Below are 20,767 nucleotides of genomic sequence, written 5' to 3' on the forward strand. Positions count from 1 at the left end.
GCGGGATACACAATATCACACGCGGCGGAATTCAAGTTACAAGGTGAAGAGGCGCTGCCTGGAGAGCTTCTCGATCGCGGCGAATTCCCTGCTTCTGGCCGATGCCTCGATGAGCGATCCCGAGAACGAGCCCGACATGATCGCATCATAGTTTGCCTTGAAGGCCGCGACACAGGCATCAATGGCCGAGCCGATCGCGCGAGCTCGGGCATAGGCGATGATCTCGTCGGTCGTTCGGTCGGCCAGGTCGACGTTGGGAATGCCGGCGAGCGACTGAAGATGCTTCAGGACGACGTCCTCGGTGAAGTCGCCGGACGCGTAGGCGTCCTCGAGATCGAGGATGTTGTAGCAGATGTCGTCGGCGGCCTCGACGAGGAAGACAAGCGGGTGACGGCGCCACCAGCGATCCGCGCCGATGGTTTCCACGGGCAGCCCCACCGCTTCGGCGACCTGGGCGAACAGCTCGGCATCGCTCTCAAACACGCCGAATTTCTTGAGCCCGCGATACGGTTGCGTTGCGCTGGCGCGGACTCTGGCGGTCACCGGATACTTCGCGAAGGCGCCGAGCACGCCCATCGAGAGGCGCATGCCGCCCTCGTTCCGGTACATCTCGAGCCTGCTGATGATCCTGAAGCCCTGCGCGTTCCCCTCGAAATCCTGGAATTCCAATCGAAGCGGCGCCTCGATCGCGCCGAACAGTTCGGACGGACCGCGGAAGCGCTCCGCGAACCAGCTTCCGATCGCCGCCTCCCCCGAGTGCCCAAAGGGCGGGTTCCCTATGTCGTGGGCAAGGCACGCTGCCTGGGTCATCCCGGCGACGACGTGTTTTTCGCCTGCGTCGAGTCCGTGCTCTCTTTCGAGCCAATCGCCAACGGCAATGCCTAGGGAGCGGCCCACGCTCGCCGTCTCGACGCTGTGGATAAGTCGATGATGCAGGTGATCGTTTTCGTATAAGGGATGGACTTGCGTCTTGTTGGCCAGACGACGAAAGGGAGCCGAGAACGTAATTCGATCGGCGTCCTGAATGAAGGTCGGGCGGTCGGGCTTCTCAATGTAATTTGTGTCGCACAAACGCCTGCGGTCGAGGAGGTTTTGCCAATCCACGGGATTTCTCCAACTATCTGTGCGCCACAACTATCACGTCAGTGGCAGCCAAGGACAGCGGTGTAAACCGCAGATACAGGAATTAGGCCGGGGTGTATCGAACACCCGCTGTCGGTCGCGGATATCGCCAGTGGCTCACGCGGGCTCCAGGGCGAAGGGCAGCCGGGCTGGATCTGCAGCCGCGAGGTCCCTGTCGAAATCGGCGCGGGCGTAATCCCTCGGATAGTAGCTGAAGCTCTTGAGGTCGAAATAGGAACTGGTATCCATAAATCGGCGAGAGAGCGAAAGGCTTGCCGCCTCGGCCTCGTCAGCGTCGAAGTGCTTGCTGAGGTGCATCACCGTGATGCCGGTTGCTTCGGCGCTCGCCGGATCGACCGGCCTGGCCCCGCGGGCGATCCAATCACTCAGCAACGGATCAGCCGTCTTAGGCGGCCCGTAGGCGATGACCGGGCCGACGGACACGCCTGCAATCGCCGAAGCGTGGTTGTCAAGCCATGCCGTAGTTTCGTCGAGGGTCTTCTGTGTTTCGCCGGCATAGAGCAACACATTCGCTTTGACCCGCACGCCGTGTTTGCGGCAAGCCTCAACGAGGTCAGCCGCGCGCCTGAGGTACCTGTCGGGATCACGGGACTTCCCCATGGCCAGGATTTGTGCCGGAGAGGCTGTCTCCAGCCCAAGGTCGATGACTTTTAACCCTCCCTGCGCCAAGGCAGCGACCGATTCCGGTGTCATGGAGTCCACCCGGGTCTCCGTCCGCCAGCCGATTCGGAGTCCCAAGTGCTCGATCGCTGAAGCGAATCGCTCGCTCCACTGGCGACCGGGCGCGAACATCGACGCCTGAAGGTAGGGGTGAATCTCAGCTCCGCGATACTGCTCCTGGACGAGAGCCATCGACGCCGCAAGGTCGTCGGGATCACGCAGCTTCTCGAGCGGGATATCGCGCTCCTCGCAGAAGACGCATTTCATGCCGCAACCGCGAGAGGCCTCCACGCTCGGCTGATACCGCTCGTAGCCGTCCACGAGAAGGTGGTTCAATGTGAACCCGGGTGTCGGTGCCGAGAGCCTGCGAAGGTCGGGGTTCCCGCTCAAAAGGCTTTCTACGATGGGCTCGCCAAGCCCCTCGACGAGAATGTCGGCTTCCGGCAGCTTGGTCCGCAACCACGCGACATCAGGCCCGACCACCCACCTGCCTCCGACAACGATGCGACAGTCGGGGTCCGCCCTCTTTGCGAGGGCGCAAAAGGCCTTGGCCCAGTCGAGGGCGTAGAAGCTCGGGATGGATACCATGAGTGGAAAGGTTGAAGGCAGCGCCCCCATCGCCACAAGGCGCTCCAATGCCACCTCCGGCGTGTCATGATCCCCATGAAGTAGAAAAGTTTCGTAGCCCTTGAGTTGCAACATCGTTGTCAACGACAAGGCGCCATAGTTGAGGTACAGTTGTCTGCGGGCGAGGGAATGGTCGCGCTTTTTCGGGGCGGACATACCGGCGGAAACAAAGACAACAACATTCGATCGAGCCATGAGCTGCCTTTCTGCGGGGCCGGCTAATGATATAGGAGTTCAACTTGTCGTTTGTAAGCATTGAGGGAATCGACGGCAGCGGAAAATCGGTGCAGGTGAAACGTCTTGTTGAACACCTGCGTGCGGAAGGCAGGAATGTCGTGCAAACGAAGGAGCCTGACGGCGGCCGGCTCGGAAAGGAAATCCGCGCCATCTTGACCCAAGGCGACCGGCAGCTTGAGCGTGTGGAGGAACTGCTATTGGTCAACGCAGCACGGTACGACCACGTCAGGAGCGTGATTAGCCCGGCCTTGGCCCGCGGAGACTGGGTTGTGTCGGATCGCTACTTCGATTCCACCTACGCACTGCAGGTCTTTGGCGCGGCCGCGGACCTCAGCCCTCTCCTCGACGCCGTTCTTAGCGCTGTTGTGGGGGACGCCCGCCCGCATGCAACCATCATACTCGACTTGCCACACGACAGGGCGGCGGGGCGCAGGAAAATCCGGGAAGACGGTGCCGGCGATCCCGCCGAAGACAGGCGGAATTTCGCACAAATTGCAGACGGCTTCCGTTCGGCCGCAACGAACGACCCCGCGCGCTGTCATCTAGTGAATGCTGACCGCACCGAGGAGGAGGTGGCAGCCGACATTTGGCTGAAAATTTCCACCCTGCTGTAGATCCGGAACGAAGGCCGCGTCCGTCCACTTCGACAGTGAAACCGGAGGGCGGGCTTTGAAATCCATGATAAAGCCATGGACAACCAGCTTCTCCACCTACTTATTCAAAGACTGATCGACGCGATAACGGTCATGGGACCCGGTGCGATCTTCGAACGGTTTGGCACGACCCTGTCGTTCGCTACTGCCGAGACGTCCGTTTAGCCAAGCTGTGCAGGCGTGATTACCACCGAGCCATCGGCCGCCGATGGCCAGATGAAGCGCCCGCGTTCAAGCTTCTTGGTGAACAGGCAGGCTCCCTGTCCGTCATGCCAGATGACCTTGATCAGGCCACCACCACGCCCGCGGAATACGAACAGGTGTCCGCACATCGGATCGCGCTTCAGCGTCTCCTGCACCATCAGCGACAGGCCGGGAAAGCCTTTGCGCATGTCGGTATGGCCTGTCGCAAGCCAGACCTTCACACCAACAGGAACCGGGATCATCGCCGACCCAGCACACAATCGAGAATGCGGCCCAGGGCATCCGTGTCGATGTCACTGTCCACGCGGACACGCCGGCCCCGACCCAGTTCAATCGTCACATCGCTGCGCTTTCGGCGGGAGTGTGATGGACCAGACGCTTCTGAGGAAATCGGTTGGGCTACTGACGCTGCTTCGGACACGATCACAGGCACCAGCGTGCTCGCCGCTTGTGTCCTCGGCTCCGCTATCTGGCAAAGCTCCTTGCGCCAACGGAAGAGCTGACTGACATGGATGCCGGCCGCCCGCGCAATCTCGGAAAGCACGGCTCCAGGCTCAAGGCAGGCCGCAACAAGCCGTTCCTTCTCTTCACGGGACCAGCGCCGACGGCGCTCCACAGAGGTTATGATTTCAATCGGACGCTTCGTCATAGGACTACTCCTAGTGTTTGCACTAGGACTTCCGATGTTCGCCTCAACCTCGCAAGACGGCCCTCACCGGGGGGGTACCTGTTGTCGCTTGGTAGTTATTTGTAAGAATGCGCCGAATTGGCCCAAGTTTGCCATTTAATTGTGCGAATTTCGATTGTCGGGTTCTCAAATTAAGTGCATGTGTGTCAACGGCGGAGATTGTCGAGGTGAACAACAGCATGAGGCCGGTTAGCATTGTGGCCATTATGACCAAGGGAAAAAGCACGTGTAACCCGGACTGTCGTCTCCGAAGGAAGAAAATTTTCTATTAGCGTCAAATCACCGAAGCACCTCCTGCAGCCAGTCAAACGATTGAAGCCAAACTTCTCGATGATCAGAATGTTTCGGAGCAGGCGGAGGCGCCGCTGAATCAAATTCTGCCGCGGGCCGGTACGCGTTGGGAGTCTGGTGGTGCGACAATGGAATCGGTGGGAACAGAGAACGCCTGGATTGTCGAGCGGATCCTCGATCGCGGCGCCATGTCGGGTCTATCGACTTACGGAGATTTGCGCCGCGTACCACGCGGAGACGGCTTGTATCTGTTCTTGCGTCATGTTCTCGGCGATCTCTGCCATGACGTGCGAATATTGAGTGCCCCCGCGCGTTCCTTCCTTCCAGAGATGAAGGTGCTCCGAGAGGTACCATTCCGGCTGACCGGAGAGATAGGGATAATACGGGTTTCGGGCGCGGCCGGCTGCGCTGTGGCAGCTCTGACAGGCTGGAAGCTTGCGGGAGGCGATGCCCTCCAGTGCGATGCCCCGCCCGAGCTCCAGAAGTTCATCCCGGCTGGCCGGAGGCCCCGCAGCCGCTGCCATCGGCACCGCGCTTCCCCCGGCATCGCCTTCGCCCTCGAGCACCCCCGCCTCGTCCTGCCGGCTTTGGGCGGGGATGACCAGCGTTTCGACCGCATCCGGTGGGGCGGATGCGGGCGCGTCGTCGCTGGTGTCGAAACCTGCCGGTCCGAGAGCAGCCACGCCTTCGTCTCCGGAACCAGGGGGCGCTGGTTGCGCTGCAAAGTAGCGCGCGAGTTCGGCGAGCACCTCGGTCTCGTAGCGGGTCGCGGGCGGTTCCATGTAACCGCTCTGGCGGTCGCCGCGCGCAAAGGCGAGCAGGGTGGCGTAGAGATAGGGCGCGGGTTGGCCGGCGATCACCGGAAAGGCGTGGCGGGCTTCGCCCTCTCCGCGGCCCAGCCCGTCGCGACCGTGGCAGCGGGCGCAATCGGTGAGTGCGCTGTCGATGATGCCGTCGAGTGCGGGCATCGTTTCACCGCCCGCTTCGAGTTCTTCGTCAGCCAATCCGCTGCCCAGCGCGAGGTCCGCATATTCGGCCCGGGACATGTCGGGAAGGGCCCGAAGAAAGGCCACCTGCGCCCAGACCTCGTCCTTGCGGTCCTGCGCCGGCCAGGCCGGCATCCCCGAATACTTGATGCCGTTCCTGACGATCCAGAACAGCTCCTCGTCGCTCCATTCCGCAACCTTCTCCTCGAGGCGCGGCGGCGAGGGCACCATCTCCTCGACCACCGGTGATTGCGGCACGCCGGGGGCGCCGTGGCAGGACGCGCAGCCGGTCGCGTAATGCCCGGCCGCGCGACGCACCAGCATCGGGTCGTCGAGGTCGATCACCTCGGGCTTCGAGATCAGCATCGATTGTGTTCTGACAGCATTCTCCATCGTCCAGCCAAGGAACCATTGTGTCACCGACCAATGCCCGGCCGAGGCAGCGATCGAAACCAGGCCTATCCAGCCGACCATCAGCGCGCCCGTCACGCCAAGCACGGCGAGGCCGGCGAGCCTCTTCCAGGTGATGACGACGTTCAGATGCATGGTACCCTCCCGGGCGGTCGCGCGCGCATTACCGGCAGTCCCAGAAAACGAGGACCGGCAGCGTCTCGAAGACCACCGCGGCGAACGAGAGCGCGGCGAGAAGCAGCGTCGAGAATTCCAGGAAGCGCTCGCGCGCCTCAGGCGTGTCCTGGTTGTTGCTGTAGCCGCCGCCGTCGGCGCGCCATTCGCGCCAGGCGCGGCGGGCTATCAGCAGGATCAGCAGCAGGCAGACCGCGGTGACTCCGGCGATCGCCGCGCGCGTGCCGCCGATGGTGTTGAAAATATCATCATTCGGCGCACACCGGTAAGCCGCCAGGAAATAGCTGAACAGGAAATGGAAGCCCCAGATGGTCGGCGCGGCGACCAGGGTCCAGAGGTTGTCTTGCGTCTTGCCGAATACCTGCATGTATCGCCCTCACATCAGAACGGGGAGATAGGCGAGCGTCCCCACTGTGACGATCACCGTGAGCCCGACGAAGTGCCAGTAAAGTGCGACATTGAAGATATCGATGTCGTGTGCTGGCGTCATCCGCCCCGCCAGCGAGCGGGCGAGGCAGTATCCAAGCATGAGACTTCCCGCGACGCCGTGCGCGGCGGTCCAGATGGTGATCACCCAGACCGTCGCCGGATAGACGTGTGCCGTGGGGCGGAGACCCGTGACATATGGTCCCCAGAGGAGCGCCGCACTGGCGGCGAGGGCAACGAGCGCGCCTGCCGCCATGAGCACCCGGGCGCGTCCGATGCGGCCTGCCTGGTTCGAAAGCCGTGCGCCGAAGGCCGTCGCCCAGGCGACCGCGAAAAGGCCGAAAGCGACGGTGGGCCAGAGCACGCCGGGGCCGACCGTTGACGGCGGCGGGAAATCCGCGTGGATAGTGAAGAAGTAGTAATAGCCGAAGACCAGTCCGAGGAATGCGGTTGCGTCGCCCATCATCATGATGAACATGGCCCACCAGCCGACGGAATGCGGCCCGGACTTGTAGAGCGGCAGCTTCAGGCCGAGGCCAACGTCCTTCTCCGGCTTCTCCGGGATCACGGCGGTGCCGCGCCAGAGCCAGACCATGATCGAGATCGTCGACAGCCCCATCGCGACGATCGTCGCAGCCCACCAGTGGAAGGTCGCGAAGATGAACATCGCTCCGGTGAAGACCGCGGCGATCATCGGCATGAAGCTTGGTCCCGGCACGCGCAGGCATTGCAGCGGCTTGCCGTCGAGGACCGAGGTGATGATCGTCTCGCGCTTCATCTCCGCGGCGTCGGAAAGGTAGAACCTGCCGTTGTCGACGTCATCGATGAAGTTCGGCTGCTCCCAGATCGGATAGCGCGAGGTGACGGCCGGAATGGAGCGGACGCCCCAGCTCTCGCCGGGCATCTCGACCAGCCATTCCAGCGTGCCAGCGTTCCAGGGATTGCGTTTCGCGTAGGGCTCGTTGCCGCGCGGGCGCAGCACGTCCCAGACGATGATCAGGATCCCGGCGGCAAAGACAAAGGCGCCGACGCTCGAGATCATGTTGGCGGTGCCGACGCCGAGACTTTCCGGATAGGTCCAGACGCGCCGGGGCATGCCGGCAAGGCCGGAGTAGTGCATCGGCAGGAAAGCGAGGTTGAAGCCGGCGAACATCATCCAGAAGGCGATGCGCCCGAGCCTGTCGGAAAGCTTCCGGCCGCTGACCAGTGGCCAGTAGTAATAGACGCCTGCGGCGACCGGAAACAGCATGCCGCCGATCAGGACGTAGTGCAGGTGCGCCACGACGAAATAAGTGTCGTGCGCCTGCCAGTCGAACGGCGCGAGCGCCACCATGACGCCGGTAAGCCCGCCGATCACGAAGTTGGCGAGCGCCCCGGACACGAACAGCATCGGCACCGAGTGGATCACCCGACCGGTCAGAAGCGTCGCGATGAAGACGAAGATCTGCACGCCCGTCGGGATCGCCACCGCTTCGGACGCAGCCGAGAAGAAGCCGAGCGAGATCGAGGGCAGTCCCGTGGTGTACATGTGATGCACCCACAGGCCGAACGAGATGAAGCCGGTGCCGACTGCGGCGAGCACGATCCAGGAATAGCCGAGGATCGGCCTTTGCGCAAAGGTCGGCACGATCATGGCGACAAGCGCGATCGCCGGCAGGAATACGATGTAGACCTCCGGATGGCCAAAGATCCAGAACAGGTGCTGCCACAGGACTGGATCGCCGCCGCGACTGGGGTCGAAGAACGGCCAGTCGAACAACCGTTCGAGTTCGAACAGGATGTCGCCGGCGATCAGGGGCGGAAAGGCGAACAGGATCATGCCCGCGACGACCAGCACATACCAGGCGTAAAGCGGCATCAGGTTGAGCCGCATTCCCGGCGGCCGGCATTTCAGAGTTCCGACGATCAGTTCGACCGCCGCGGCGAGGGAGGCGACCTCGATGAACGACAGGCCGAGCAGCCAGATGTCGGGTCCGTAGCCAGGTGTGAATTCCTCCTCCGTTGTCAGCGGCGGATACATGAACCAGCCCGAACTCGGCGCCTGGCCGAAGAAGATCGAGCCCATGACGAAAACGCCGCCGATTAGGAAGCACCAGAACCCGAAAGCCGAAAGCCGCGGGAATGGCAGGTCGCGTGCGCCGAGCAACTGCGGCAGCAGGATGATCGCAACCGCCTCGAAGATCGGCACTGCGAAGAGAAACATCATCGCCGTGCCATGCAGCGTGAACGCCTGGTTGTAGAAGTCGGGCGTGACGAGGTCGTTCTCCGGCACCGCCAGTTGCGCCCGTACGATGAGCGCCAGCACGCCCGCAGACAGCATGAAGATGAAGGACAGCGCGGTGTACCAGATGCCGACTTCGGTATTGTTGACGGCCGACCAGTAGCGCCAGCCTTTCGGCGCCGCCCAGACCTCGCGCAGCCGGGCCTCCTGCGCGCGACGGACCGCTTCGTCATCCTGATCGGGTCCAGTCGGTGTTCGGTCCGTGGTGTCGGTCATTCGAGCTTCCCCAGCCATTGCGCGATTGCGGTGATCTCCTCCTCGGGGAGTATTCCGAAGGCCGGCATCTCCACGCCCGGCTTGATGTGCTCGGCCGAGCGGATGAACGCCGCGAAATTTTCCACGGTTGTAGGAAGCAGGCCCGCGGCGATTGTGCGCCGGCTCGCCACATGGGTCAGGTCGGGTCCGACGTCACCGTCCGCGGCGGTGCCGCGCACGGTATGGCAGGCGGCGCAGCCGTTCTGCACGAACAGTCTGGCGCCGGAGCCGTCGGTTGTCGCGGCGGGGAGCGCCTGCGACGCGACATAGGCTTCGAACTCCGCCTCGGGCACCACGACGACGCGGAATCCCATATAGGTGTGAGCCGTTCCGCAGTACTCGGCGCAGGCGCCATTGAAGACGCCGGGTCTGGTGGGCTCCAGCACCAGACGGTTCACCCGGCCGGGTATGGCATCCATCTTCCCAGCCAGCGGCGGCACCCAGAAGGAGTGGATGACGTCGGGGCTGCTCAACAGGATCTCGGTGCGCTTGCCGAGCGGAATCCAGATCTCGTTCGCGCTCGGGACGCCGCCACGCGGCAGGTTGCGGATAACGCCGGGCTCGCCCTCGACGGCATAGGCCACCCGCCACCAGAACCGTTCTGCGGAGACGGCGATGGTGGGTCCGTCAGCTGCGCGCCGCAGTTCCGGCATCATCGTCAGACCCCACCAGAGCAGCCCCGCCAGGACCACGGCCGGAAAGACGCAGCCGCCCCAGACGATCAGCCGAATGCCGGATCTGTCCGAATAGGGCCCCGACTTCCCCCTGGCGGCATAGTAGCTGACGCCGATCACGACGATCCAGATGGCGGTGCCGCCGGCCAGCATGATCCAGAACAGGGTGAGCACGCGCTCCGCCTCGACTCCCGCCGGATCGAAGGCGGACTGCGCGCCCTGGCAGCCGGTAAGCACGGCACCCGAAAGTCCTGCCGCAATGGTCCCGGGTCGCGTCATCGGGGGAGGCCCTCACACTGCGGCATCAAGCTGGTGGCGACGCGCCTTTCCGGGGAGCGGAGCAGAACAGCTACCCGGATGACCAGGGCCAGCAGATACATCATTGACTGGACAACCATCATCAGGACGCCCGCAAGTTGCTGATCTTCCAAAAGAGTGACGCCCCAGGGGAGGCCGCGATCCAGGTAGCTTTCGTAAAAGGCACGTGAGGAGAAGGCAAGCAGTGCACCCAGGACGAGCGAGAACTTGAAGTTCACAAACAGAGCCAGGATCGCCGATCCGAACTCGTCGCTTCGCATGCGCAGAATGGCCGTCCAGAACAGAAGTCCTGCGGCGAGCATCGAGCCGTGCATCAGCCAGTGCACGAAATCATTTTCGAGCGACAGCGCGATCGCCGCCGGAATGTGCCACAAAGTGAATACGAGCAGTTGCAGAATGGTTGCGACATCAATGCGGGTCACGAATTCCCAGAACCTGCGCCACGGCTGCCAGCGGACCGCAAGCGCCAGCCCGCGTTGCCATTCTCTCGGCAGGGACCGGATCATTGTCGGCATCGGAAGACCCAGCACGAGGAGTGGTGCGGCCATCCCCATCAGCACGATGCGCTGCGCCATGTGGGCGGAAAAGAGGCTTTCGCCAATGGCGTCGAGCGGCCAGACGAGACCTGCCCAGAGTGTGGTCAGCCCGAGCGCAAAAAGCCCCGCCCGCCACGCCGCCGTGCCGCGGCCGAAACCGGCGCGGCTCCAGGCGAGGCGCAGACCACGTCCGTAGAGCAACGCCGCGATCGCGATGGGCACCACGACGCTCGGCTGCAGCGACCATGCGGTCCAGAAGTCGTGTGGCGATATCGGTGTACCCTCGGTATGGGCGCCAGCGCTGGAGGCGACCATGGCCGCAACGCAGAAGCCGACAGTGAGCCAAGCTCCCGGCACATGCCCGCGTGCACAAAGTCGCGAGGCTGCGTCTGCCCCGGACAGGAGACGGATTGCCGCACGGCCTGCGCGGTCACGCAAACCGCGGGCAGGGCAGGGGGGTGGCGATCCGGTCACACCCCGCCCGCCCATTCCGCAGCCGCGTCCAGCGCGCTTGCTTCGAACCAGCGCATCTCGGCATGGGTCAAGGCCTTAGCGAGGGTGGTTCCCCAGTGCTGCCACGCCGCCTCGCCGACAACGGCGATGCGGGAGAAATCGTTTCGATGGGCGGTGTCCATCTTGAAGTCTTCTCGCATTGCAGCGAGGCCCGTGTACCCTTGGAAATTCGTCAGATCGACCACGAGGCCGGGCTCTTCTACAGATGCAAGTCGCTCGTGCAGCAACGCGTGCATCTGCTCAAGCTCGCTTTCGCTGAGCTTGCCCTCGCAGGCGATTCCGATGACGTCGTCACGATTTATCCGGGTCTCGGTGAACATGGTCTTCCTCCTGTTCTTCGGGATTGCCGTGACCATAGAGGTCAGCATTTTCGTGCGCTCGGTTCTCATGCTTGAATTCAAGGGTGGAATGCGCGATGCCGAACCGATCGTTCAGCCTGTCCTTGATCTCATTCTTGATGGCCTCGAGCCGCGACCAATCGTCGGCAGTCACGACGACATGGCAGTCGAGTGCCGCCTCATGCTCCTGCATCTGCCAGAGATGCACATGGTGGACATCTCCGACGCCCTCGACGCCGCGCAGGGTTCTGACGACATCGCCGCCGTCGATCTCCGGCGGGCTGCCGAGCATCAGCGTCCGGATCGGAGTGCCGATCTCTGTTATGGCAAGATAGAGGATATAAAGTGCGATGCCGATGGTGATCGCCGGGTCGACCCAGCGCATGTCATAGAGGATGATGAGGGCGCCGCCGATGATGACCGCGACGGAAGCCAGCGCATCCGAGAGATTGTGCAGGAAAAGCGCGCGAATGTTCACGCTGCCCTTCTGCATCGAATAGGTGAGCATCGCTGTCAGCGTGTCGACCGCGAGTGCGACAGCGCCCAGTATGACGACAGTCCAGCCCTGGACCTGGGGTGGGTCGATCATCCGCATTCCGCCCTCATAGATCAGGTAGAAGCCGACAAGAACAAGCGTGGTGTAGTTGATCAGCGCCGCGACGATCTCGATGCGGCCATAGCCAAACGTCATGCGCTCGTCCGGGGGCCGTCGAGAAATCTTGCGTGCGGCAAAGGCAATGAGCAGCGACGCCATGTCGGAGAAGTTGTGCAGTGCGTCTGCGATCAGGGCAAGGCTGCCAGACAGAATACCTCCCGCTATCTGTGCGACGGTCAGAACTCCGTTCGCCCAGATAGCGATGGAGACCCGCCGGTCGCCCGATTGCGGGTCGATATGGCCATGGCTATGGTCATGAGGCATTTGCATATGTCCTGCTTTGCTCGATCCCTGAACTGCTCTGGCCGGTCGATCCGCCACCGCGGGCCATGACTGTCTCCAGACCGGCGGAAACCAGGGTAAAGAGAACGAAGCCGCCGACGAAGACCAGTGCCGAGAGGCGGTTGTCGGTCGCGGCCTCGTGTGCCTCCTCGAGCATGTCCTCGACTGCTGCGACCGACAGGAGCCCGGCGACGAAGCTCAGCGCGGCGTATTTCGCTGCATCCGGCGCGCTTCGCAGCAGCAACCATGCAAGTACAGCCGTCCCGAGGCAATAGAGAGGGAATGACAACGAGACCGCGATCCGCCGCTTGCGCGACACGCCGTTTTCTTTGAGGTTTGCCACGACCGAGTATCCCTCCGGAAAGTCGGCCAGTACCTGCCCCGCTGCCAACACAACGGCGAGCGAGGCACCAACCGCAGTGCCGGAGCCTATCATCAAGCCATCACCGGAGAGGTCGACAGCTACGGCAACATAAATCATCCACATACCGGTGCTGCCGCCGCTCTTCTCCGACGGCTTCATCTTCCCGATCAGCGTCTCGGCGCTGATATAGGCCGCTCCCCCTGCTGCAAACGCCAGGGCAATCCACCAGCCGGCGAGATTTTCAAGTGCCTCGGGCATCAGCTCGATGGCCACCACGCCGATGACGATGCCCGACGCCGCATGCAGCGCCAAGTTAAGAAGTCGTGGCGATGTCCGGACGAATTCGGCAACCATTGCGCCGGCGAAATTGCCGAGCCCAGGCAGAAGCGCGAGGCCAATGACCAGCCACAGGTTATTCACCACCGCTCCTTCACAATGCTGCCGTTCGCATTTGCTCCGTCCCGCACACCCGCTTCGCGCGCATCACACACTGAAGCCGTCCTTGGGAGGCAAACTTAGCGGGACATGATTTGTTCCACCGTGTTGGTAAAAGGAACATGCCCGACTGCCGGCGCAGGTGCTGCAGTGACCACATATCGAATCCCGGAACCCTTGAGTTTCGCCGAGCCACCGGAGTGCAAGACGGGTTCCGCGGTCACTGTACCGTCCGCTGAGATAACCCTGCTCCCGGCACCGGACAGTTTTGCATCAAACATCGACGTAGGATCGACATCAACCAAAAAAAGATGATGCCGCTTAGCAACGTCCGTAACATGGGGAGAGTGTAGAATGCCCGTATTCATCACAAAAAATTAATCAGCGGTCATATAGACAAACCGCGCCAATGAAGTGACAAAGGCCTGATGACTCGCGTGTTGACCTTTGTTGCAGCATTGTTGTTGGCGCTTCCAGCGCTGGCGCACCCGGCCAACGCTGTGGATGTGTTGCCTATCTGCCAAATCGCCGGTGACACGGTCGGGTGCAATTCAACCGACAGTGAAGGTGCGCTTGGTTCAGGCGAGATCCCACTGGGTGAGAAAAGCGGAAACAAAGTTTCCGCGCACTGTCAGATGCACTTTGCGATATTTGCTGTCTCGAATGTTTCGCCAATCACGCATGAGGCGCAGGAGTATGACGCCAGCTTCAAAGCCTTGCTTCTCTTCGACATAGGATACGTGGTCCCGCGACCGCCAGACGCTCACGCTTGAATATCAAACGCGCATTCTGCGCCATCGGAAAATTCAACGACGTGAGTGTGAAACATGATTTCGAGAAGAGGACTGCTGTTTGGCATTGGCGCTGGCCTTGCCACCTCCTGTGGGCTTCCCGCCTACGCCCACGACGACAAGTTCAAGCTGGACGAGAAATTCGAACCACAAAGTACCAGCTTCAGCGGTTACGAGCCCGGTACGATAATTATCGACCCGAAAAACCACTTCCTATATTTGCAACTCGAGACAGGCATGGCGCGCCGTTACGGGGTGGGCGTTGGGCGGTCCGGCCTGGCTTTCCGCGGACAAGCGGAGGTGGGACGAAAAGCCAAGTGGCCATCGTGGACTCCTACAGCAAACATGATCAGACGCAATCCGAAGAAGTACGGACGTTTCGCCAAGGGTGTGCCCGGTGGCCCGAAGAACCCGCTGGGCTCGCGAGCCCTTTACCTATATCGGGATGGGCGCGATACGCTTTACCGGATCCACGGCACGACAGAGCCATCGTCGATCGGGCGTTCAGTTTCGAATGGCTGCATCCGCATGATCAACGAACATGTCGAAGATCTCTTTGAGCGGGTGCCGGTCGGCGCCCGGGTTGTGGTGCTGTAGCATCAAAACCGTTCTTCACATTCAAGAACTTGCGAGCCGCAGATCAGCCCCGGATTTGCGGCTCGTTTTCCCCGATGTTTTTTGAACGAGTCCACGATGAAAGAAACTATGAACCGCCGTCAATTCATTTGTGCAGCAGCGGGCTCTTCAGTGCTGGCTTTGTCCGGATGCACAACCGCAACCAAGACCGGACAGCTGGATGAGAAGCCTTCGCCGGATCCAAGGTTGAGCAATGTCCGGGTAATGTACGGACCGATGCCAGACGAACGGTTCCCCCTCCCCGCTATCAACATAGACAAGGTGCCATCAAAATTCTGGAGGCGTCAGGTGAATTTCAACAGCCCGTATCCGGTAGGCACAGTGATCGTCAACACAAAGACATATTTCCTTCATCTGATCCAGGAAAATGGAAAAGCCATGCGTTATGGCGTTGGCCTTGGCCGGCAGGGTTTCGAGTGGTCGGGTGAAGGCGTGATCCAATGGAAGCAGGCATGGCCGAAATGGACCCCGCCCGAAGAAATGATCGCGCGACAACCTGACTTGGCAAAATGGAGCGCGAGCAATGGCGGCATGCCGCCCGGGCTAAACAATCCTCTCGGCGCGCGAGCCCTCTACATCTTCCAGAATGGCGTGGACACGCTCTATCGCATCCATGGATCGCCGGAATACTGGACAATAGGTAAATCGGTGTCGAGCGGGTGTGTGCGCATGATCAATCAGGATGTTGTTGATCTCTATGGCCGGGTCACCAGCGGAGCCCGGCTGATAGTGATCTGACGCCAAAGGCAAGAAACGGAAATGATGCTGAAAATGATCGGGTCCAAGCGACGAATAAAACAAGGGTTTCGACCCAGCTTGATCGGTGTCCTTTTGGCGGGCGTGATAGTGTCTGGATGTGTGACGAAGACGCTTGAGCTTGATGACCGAGGCAATATTCCTATCCCCCAAAAGACAATTGCGCAAATGCGGGAGATGGGCATGAAGCCCGCAGATCCGGTGCTGGTTCGCATCTTCAAACAGGAGAGTGAACTGGAAGTTTGGAAGCGAAACGCGACCGGCAAGTATGCGCTGATGAAGACTTATCCGATGTGCCGATGGTCGGGCGTTTTGGGCCCAAAAAAACTCGAAGGTGACCGCCAGGCACCTGAAGGTTTCTACACTGTGGGTCTAGGTGGATTGAACCCGAAGTCGCAATACTACCTTTCCTTCGATCTCGGCTATCCGAACCGGCTGGAGCGCGCAAAGGGCTACACCGGTTCGGCCCTGATGGTTCACGGAGCATGTTCTTCCTCGGGTTGTTTTGCTATTTCTGACGAGCATGTTGCGGAAGTTTACGCCCTTGTCCGGGATGCCTTGCGTGGCGGGCAACAGGCTGTCCAGGTCCAGTCGTATCCGTTTCGGATGACGCCAGAAAACCTTGCCGCGCACCGCGAAAATCCCAATTTTGAATTCTGGATGGACCTAAAGACAGGTTATGATCGCTTTGAAGTGTTGCGCCAGCCTCCCCGTTTTCAATTCTGCGAGGGACGCTACAGGTTTGGCGAGCCCGTCAACGGCAATATGCCCGCCGATCCGCTTGGACAATGTCCGGCCTTTGAACCGGAGATCCAGCAAGTGGCAGAGAGGTCGGTGGGGGATCTTGAGAGAATGAAAGACCTGCTCAGCGCTGGCCAGAATGTCGGCCTTGCTTATTCGGATGGGGGAATGAATCCGATCTTCCGAAAAATTCTGGCCAAGAAGGGCCCGCAATATTTGTCGGAAATCACTTCATCGACTTCTGTACCCGTTAGTCGGCCGAAAGCAGCGCTTGCCGATCCTTTCGGTGCCGGATCGAAGGCCCGCTAAAACAGGCGCGACAGAGGAACGATGATCGCCAGCATCACGGGTTGGTGAAGCAGATAGATCGGCAGGCTGTGGCGGCCCAGCCAGCCGAGCCGTGCGAAGAAAGCGTTTTCCGCACCAGCACTGGCCATCCGGCTCTTATTGATGTTCACGACCTTGGCGAAGCTCATGCCAAGAAGTGTAATGCCTGCCCAAGGAAACACCGGAACGAAATCATTGCTGAGAGGTGGGTTGGCTGAAAGGCCGATCCAGGCTAGCCAGCGGGGATCGAAAGCAGACAGCGATAGGTACCAGGGAAGCGCCATTATCGCCAGGCCGGTAATCAGGCTGGCCGAAGCCGGGAGCCTGACAAACATCACCCCGAGGAGGCTTGCGACCGCGATCGAATGCAGGATTCCGAAGTACACAAATGCGTCGGGGAAAGTGAACCATGTTACAATGCTTATCGCCAAGGCCGCGACAACAATGATGGCCAACCGGCGGAAAAATGTCCGAGCTCTCAACTCTGTGCCATGCGCCAGAACCAGACTCACTCCTGCAAGGAACATGAAGCTCCCGGCCAGCAAACGCCCGAATGCGAGCCACAGCGGATGGAAAGCCACGCCCGATACAAATCCCGTGAATTCCAGATCCCAGACGAAATGGAAAAGAACCACGCCGGCAATTGCCGCCCCTCGTGCTGCGTCAACGGCTAGCAATCTGTTTTTTCTCATGCTGTTCACTCTCACCTTGTTCGCCGACCGTTAAGCGACGGATATTTCTGAACTCTCTCGCGCCCGCGGTGCATACATGCCAGCCCCAAGAACATTGTTTTCAGCGCCTTTCAGAACGGAGTGTCCAGCCGTTGTCCTGCCGCTGCCAGCGGCCACAGGACCCTCTCCCCCCAGCGCCATCGAAGCCCAGCAGGCAATAAGCCGTCCATTTCAACCAGCGGTGCCGCCGTATGGATGATAAACAGTCCAAACGGATCAATGATCCTTTTCGTCCTGCAAGTGACGGTGATCGGTCGCACAAAGCGAATGATCGCTCAACACCTCAATAACTCGGCAATCTGCGATCTTGCCACCTGCGCACTGCACGACCATGCGATTGAGTTCAACTTTCAGCGAGGCGAGACGTGCGAGGCGTTTCTCTATTTCTGCCAATTGAGCTTTGGCAATCGCATCGGCTGCTGCGCACGGCTGATCAGGATGGTCAGAGAGGCTGAGCAGATCGCGGATTGCGTCAAGCGTAAAACCAAGTTCACGCGCATGTCGGACGAAGGTTAGACGGTCAAGCGCCTTACGGTTGTATAGTCTCTGGTTTCCAGCGCTACGCTCAGCCTCCGGCAACAAGCCGATTTGCTCATAATAGCGGATGGTCGGCACCTTGACCCCCGCCGCCTGCCCAAGTTTTCCAATGGTCAGCATAACTTTTCTCTTGAAGCTACAGTAGCTAGAGACATTAAAAGGGGTGACTGAAGATATCAAGCCCGAGAAACTCCTGTTGAGCGAAGGAAAAAAAATGTCGGAAGCGGAAGCAAAAAAGGGAATCAGTTGCGACTGGACTGTATCTGGCATGGACTGCGGGTCTTGTGCGACGAAGGTCAAGGACGCCGTGGCACGCCTGCCGGGCGTTACCGGCGTCGAGGTCGGCATTATGTCCGAACGCCTGCGCCTGACGCTGGACGAAGGTGAGACCGGCCGGGACAAGATTGAAAAAACTGTTCGGGCGCTCGGTTACGGTATCGAGCCACGCGTGGCGACGGCGGCGCCGGACGAAGCTGTCGATCCAGGTGCAAGCCTCGCCGGCCACTCCCAGGCCGGCGGCAAGGCAAAAGATCATTCTGGTCATGGGGGTCCCGGCCACGTACACGACGATCCCGCAGATCGAGGCAAGCGGTGGTACCAGACGCCCAAGGGCAGGCTAGTGATCTTTACCGCACTGCTTCTGATGGCGGCCTGGGGAGTGGAACTGATTGTTCCGGAGGTGGGCAACTGGGCCTTTGTCGCCGCGTGTCTGATCGGAGTTGCTCCCGTCGCCCGCCGTGCGTTTGCCGCGTTGCGCATGGGGCAGCCTTTCACCATCGAAAGCCTGATGACGGTTGCCGCTATCGGCGCACTGTTCATCAATGCGGCGGAAGAGGCGGCGCTGGTTGTTTTCCTCTTTGCAGTGGGCGAAGTCCTGGAAGGCGTGGCGGCAGGCAAGGCGCGCGACGGGATACGGGCGCTTGCCAATCTCGTCCCAAAAACGGCGCTTCTGGAGCTGGACGGCGTCACGCGCGAAGTGCCGGCAGCAAGTCTTGCTATAGGACAGATCGTGCTCGTCCGTCCCGGCGATCGTATTCCGGCAGACGGCGAGATCACAGAAGGCACCTCCGGGGTGGACGACAGTCCGGTAACTGGTGAAAGTGTGCCGGTGAACAAAGGTCCGGGCGATCCTGTATTTGCAGGATCGATCAATACCGAAGCCGCCCTGCGGATTACCGTAACCAAAGCCGCCGAAGACAATACCATCTCACGCATCATTCGCCTCGTGGAAGAGGCCGAGGAGGCTCGCGCGCCGACCGAGCGGTTTATCGACCGCTTCAGCCGCTGGTACATGCCCGCGATCGTCACTGTCGCGGCGCTGGTCGTGCTCGTGCCGCCAATGGCTTTTGGCCAGCCTTGGGGTACCTGGGTTTACCGCGGGCTGGCGCTCTTGTTGATAGGTTGCCCCTGTGCCCTCGTGATCTCGGTTCCCGCCTCCATCGCTTCGGCACTTTCCACCGGTGCGCGGCGGGGCCTTCTCTTGAAAGGCGGCGCCGTGATTGAAGCGACTGCCAAGGTGAGCCGCGTGGCCTTCGACAAGACCGGGACGTTGACTCATGGGCGACCGGTGGTGACAGATGTCGTGACCTTGGGAAAAACAACCGAGGCCGAGCTTCTCTCTGTCGCGGCGGGCGTAGAAGGCGGCTCCAGCCATCCCTTGGCTGTCGCCATTTTGCGCAAGGCCGAGGAAGAAGGCATAGTGATCCCACCGGCACGCGATGCAAAGGCGCTGATGGGCAAGGGTGTGACCGCCACGGTAGGCGGCGCTTCCGCTTGGGTGACTTCCCCCGGATATGCCAGGGAGAACGCCGGGATTGACGAGTCCGACCTCGCCCAGACCACAACGTTTGAGGAAGAGGGCAAGACCGCTGTGGTGGTCTTCCGCGAGAAGACCCCGCTCGGCATTATCGCTGTGCGTGACGAACCGCGCTCCGATGCGCCCGAAGCGGTTCGCCAGCTGAAAGCCATCGGTATTACACCCATCATCCTGACCGGAGACAATCCGCGTACGGCAGCGGCAATAGCGCAAAACCTGGGCATGGAATATCAGGCCGACATGATGCCCGAAGACAAGCTTAAAGCCATTCGCGACATGAGCGAACATGGCGGCGTGATGATGATCGGAGACGGCATCAATGACGCCCCAGCCCTCAAGCAGGCAAGCGTTGGCGTAGCCATGGGATCGGGGACCGATGTCGCGCTCGAAACGGCCGATGCGGCCATCCTGCGTGACCGGGTGACCGACATTCCGGCGACCATCCGGCTTACCCGTGCCGCAATGGCCAACATTCGCCAGAACGTTACCATTGCGCTCGGTCTGAAAGCGGTCTTCCTCGTGACATCCGTTTTGGGGCTGACCGGTCTCTGGATCGCGATTATGGCCGATACCGGAGCGACGGTGCTCGTCACGCTGAACGCGTTGCGGCTGCTGCGTTTCAATCCAGAGCAGGAGGCCTGATATCATGATTTCCAGCTTTGGTTGGTCCGTGCTGGTCCTTCTTTTTGGCTACCTTTCCCTCTTCTTCTGGGGCAGCGCGATCGCAGCACGGGCAGCGGGAAAGCCGGTATGGCTGTTTGGCCGTGCCAGGGGACGTGACCGATGGGCCGCAATGGGGTTCCGTGCGGCCTTTGTTCTGGCTTCTGTTGCGCCGCTACTTTGGTTGGTGATGCCTGTCTTGCGCGAGATGGATCCGTTCTGGAGCCGAGGCTCTACAGCAGCGCTTGGTCTGATCGGCGTGTTCGTAGCAGGGATCGGCGCGATGCTTGCCTTCGCGGCGCAAATGTCGATGGGGAGTTCGTGGCGCGTTGGTGTAACCGAGGGAGCGACCGGCAACCTAGTCTCGGACGGACTCTATCGGTTCAGCCGCAATCCCACCTTTGTCGGTCAATTCATGCTTCTGGCCGGTATCAGTCTAGCGGTTCCAGCAATCCCGACGATTCTTGCCCCGCTGATCTTTTTCTGGTCAGCCTCGATACAGGTTCGTTCCGAGGAGGCTATACTTAGCCAAGCGTTGGGGCGGGATTATGAGCAGTATGCCGCAACTGTGCCGCGTTGGGTTAGCATGCGTCGCGGTATAAGGCCATGAACGCTCGGTGG

General features: G+C 60.9%; 21 protein-coding genes. 7 read left to right on the forward strand and 14 right to left on the reverse strand.

What is annotated here, in order from left to right; all coding sequences use genetic code 11:
• Positions 1-36: 36 nt before the first annotated feature.
• Complete coding sequence (gene dgt, locus LL06_RS01085; protein WP_081963564.1) at positions 37-1,104, reverse strand: dGTP triphosphohydrolase; 1,068 nt, start codon at positions 1,102-1,104, stop codon at positions 37-39.
• Between the two features lie 135 nt (positions 1,105-1,239).
• Entirely contained in the window at positions 1,240-2,625 is a 1,386-nt protein-coding gene (locus LL06_RS01090; protein WP_035521209.1) for a radical SAM protein, read from the reverse strand.
• Between the two features lie 44 nt (positions 2,626-2,669).
• Here LL06_RS01090 and tmk point away from each other — a divergent pair, with 44 nt between their 5' ends.
• Positions 2,670-3,281: a dTMP kinase gene (gene tmk / locus LL06_RS01095; protein ID WP_035521212.1), complete on the forward strand. Its 612-nt coding sequence runs from the start codon at positions 2,670-2,672 to the stop codon at positions 3,279-3,281.
• 200 nt (positions 3,282-3,481) lie between these two features.
• Here the strand turns inward: tmk and tnpB are convergent, their stop codons facing one another.
• The 10 genes from tnpB to LL06_RS01140 all read right to left on the reverse strand — a co-directional run bounded on the left by tnpB (position 3,482) and on the right by LL06_RS01140 (position 13,136).
• Complete coding sequence (tnpB, locus tag LL06_RS01100) at positions 3,482-3,766, reverse strand: IS66 family insertion sequence element accessory protein TnpB (protein ID WP_035521403.1); 285 nt, start codon at positions 3,764-3,766, stop codon at positions 3,482-3,484.
• Positions 3,763-4,173, reverse strand: a complete 411-nt coding sequence (locus tag LL06_RS26670; protein WP_081963565.1) for a transposase — start codon at positions 4,171-4,173, stop codon at positions 3,763-3,765. Before LL06_RS26670 ends, tnpB begins: the two co-directional genes overlap by 4 nt.
• A gap of 527 nt (positions 4,174-4,700) precedes the next feature.
• Positions 4,701-6,035, reverse strand: coding sequence for a c-type cytochrome (locus tag LL06_RS01105; RefSeq protein WP_035521214.1), 1,335 nt, complete (start codon positions 6,033-6,035; stop codon positions 4,701-4,703).
• Between the two features lie 28 nt (positions 6,036-6,063).
• Positions 6,064-6,441 carry a hypothetical protein gene (locus LL06_RS01110; RefSeq protein ID WP_035521216.1) on the reverse strand — a complete coding sequence of 126 codons (378 nt, stop codon included), beginning with the start codon at positions 6,439-6,441 and terminating at the stop codon, positions 6,064-6,066.
• A 9-nt stretch (positions 6,442-6,450) separates the two neighbouring features.
• On the reverse strand, positions 6,451-8,997 hold the full coding sequence (gene ctaD, locus LL06_RS01115) for a cytochrome c oxidase subunit I (RefSeq protein ID WP_035521218.1): 2,547 nt from the start codon (positions 8,995-8,997) through the stop codon (positions 6,451-6,453).
• On the reverse strand, positions 8,994-9,947 hold the full coding sequence (gene coxB / locus LL06_RS01120) for a cytochrome c oxidase subunit II (protein WP_244446996.1): 954 nt from the start codon (positions 9,945-9,947) through the stop codon (positions 8,994-8,996). Before coxB ends, ctaD begins: the two co-directional genes overlap by 4 nt.
• Positions 9,948-9,985: 38 nt before the next feature.
• On the reverse strand, positions 9,986-10,879 hold the full coding sequence (locus LL06_RS01125) for a cytochrome c oxidase assembly protein (RefSeq protein ID WP_052161083.1): 894 nt from the start codon (positions 10,877-10,879) through the stop codon (positions 9,986-9,988).
• Between the two features lie 155 nt (positions 10,880-11,034).
• Complete coding sequence (locus tag LL06_RS01130) at positions 11,035-11,397, reverse strand: STAS/SEC14 domain-containing protein (RefSeq protein ID WP_035521222.1); 363 nt, start codon at positions 11,395-11,397, stop codon at positions 11,035-11,037.
• On the reverse strand, positions 11,369-12,334 hold the full coding sequence (locus tag LL06_RS01135) for a cation diffusion facilitator family transporter (RefSeq protein ID WP_035521224.1): 966 nt from the start codon (positions 12,332-12,334) through the stop codon (positions 11,369-11,371). The genes LL06_RS01130 and LL06_RS01135 overlap by 29 nt, the downstream gene beginning before the upstream one ends.
• Positions 12,324-13,136, reverse strand: coding sequence for a peptidoglycan-binding protein (locus LL06_RS01140; RefSeq protein ID WP_052161084.1), 813 nt, complete (start codon positions 13,134-13,136; stop codon positions 12,324-12,326). Before LL06_RS01140 ends, LL06_RS01135 begins: the two co-directional genes overlap by 11 nt.
• Before the next feature lie 455 nt (positions 13,137-13,591).
• On the opposite strand from LL06_RS01140, the gene LL06_RS01145 reads away from it, so the two are divergent.
• The 4 genes from LL06_RS01145 (at position 13,592) to LL06_RS01160 (ending at position 16,384) form a co-directional block, all read left to right on the forward strand.
• Positions 13,592-13,924: a hypothetical protein gene (locus LL06_RS01145; RefSeq protein ID WP_152599443.1), complete on the forward strand. Its 333-nt coding sequence runs from the start codon at positions 13,592-13,594 to the stop codon at positions 13,922-13,924.
• Positions 13,925-13,978: 54 nt separating this feature from the next.
• Positions 13,979-14,539, forward strand: a complete 561-nt coding sequence (locus tag LL06_RS01150) for a L,D-transpeptidase (protein ID WP_035521228.1) — start codon at positions 13,979-13,981, stop codon at positions 14,537-14,539.
• Between the two features lie 96 nt (positions 14,540-14,635).
• The gene (locus tag LL06_RS01155; RefSeq protein ID WP_035521230.1) at positions 14,636-15,316 is read left to right on the forward strand and encodes a L,D-transpeptidase; all 681 of its coding nucleotides are present in this window, start codon (positions 14,636-14,638) and stop codon (positions 15,314-15,316) included.
• 24 nt (positions 15,317-15,340) lie between these two features.
• A complete protein-coding gene (locus tag LL06_RS01160) occupies positions 15,341-16,384 on the forward strand; it encodes a murein L,D-transpeptidase family protein (RefSeq protein WP_244447014.1) in 1,044 nt (347 codons plus the stop codon).
• Here LL06_RS01160 and LL06_RS01165 read toward each other — a convergent pair.
• Together LL06_RS01165 and LL06_RS26675 are read right to left on the reverse strand one after the other, a co-directional pair.
• The gene (locus LL06_RS01165; protein ID WP_035521232.1) at positions 16,381-17,094 is read right to left on the reverse strand and encodes a heparan-alpha-glucosaminide N-acetyltransferase; all 714 of its coding nucleotides are present in this window, start codon (positions 17,092-17,094) and stop codon (positions 16,381-16,383) included. The genes LL06_RS01160 and LL06_RS01165 overlap by 4 nt on opposite strands.
• A 255-nt stretch (positions 17,095-17,349) precedes the next feature.
• Positions 17,350-17,790, reverse strand: coding sequence for a helix-turn-helix domain-containing protein (locus tag LL06_RS26675; RefSeq protein ID WP_081963568.1), 441 nt, complete (start codon positions 17,788-17,790; stop codon positions 17,350-17,352).
• A gap of 43 nt (positions 17,791-17,833) precedes the next feature.
• Between LL06_RS26675 and LL06_RS01175 the strand changes: the two genes are divergently transcribed.
• Positions 17,834-20,128 (forward strand): heavy metal translocating P-type ATPase, encoded by a 2,295-nt coding sequence (locus LL06_RS01175; RefSeq protein ID WP_345775664.1) that lies wholly within the window; start codon positions 17,834-17,836, stop codon positions 20,126-20,128.
• A gap of 4 nt (positions 20,129-20,132) precedes the next feature.
• Positions 20,133-20,756 carry a methyltransferase gene (locus tag LL06_RS01180; RefSeq protein ID WP_035521235.1) on the forward strand — a complete coding sequence of 208 codons (624 nt, stop codon included), beginning with the start codon at positions 20,133-20,135 and terminating at the stop codon, positions 20,754-20,756.
• The last annotated feature ends 11 nt before the right edge of the window (positions 20,757-20,767 follow it).

The organism is Hoeflea sp. BAL378 (assembly GCF_000759435.1).
Taxonomy (GTDB): Bacteria; Pseudomonadota; Alphaproteobacteria; order Rhizobiales; family Rhizobiaceae; genus Hoeflea.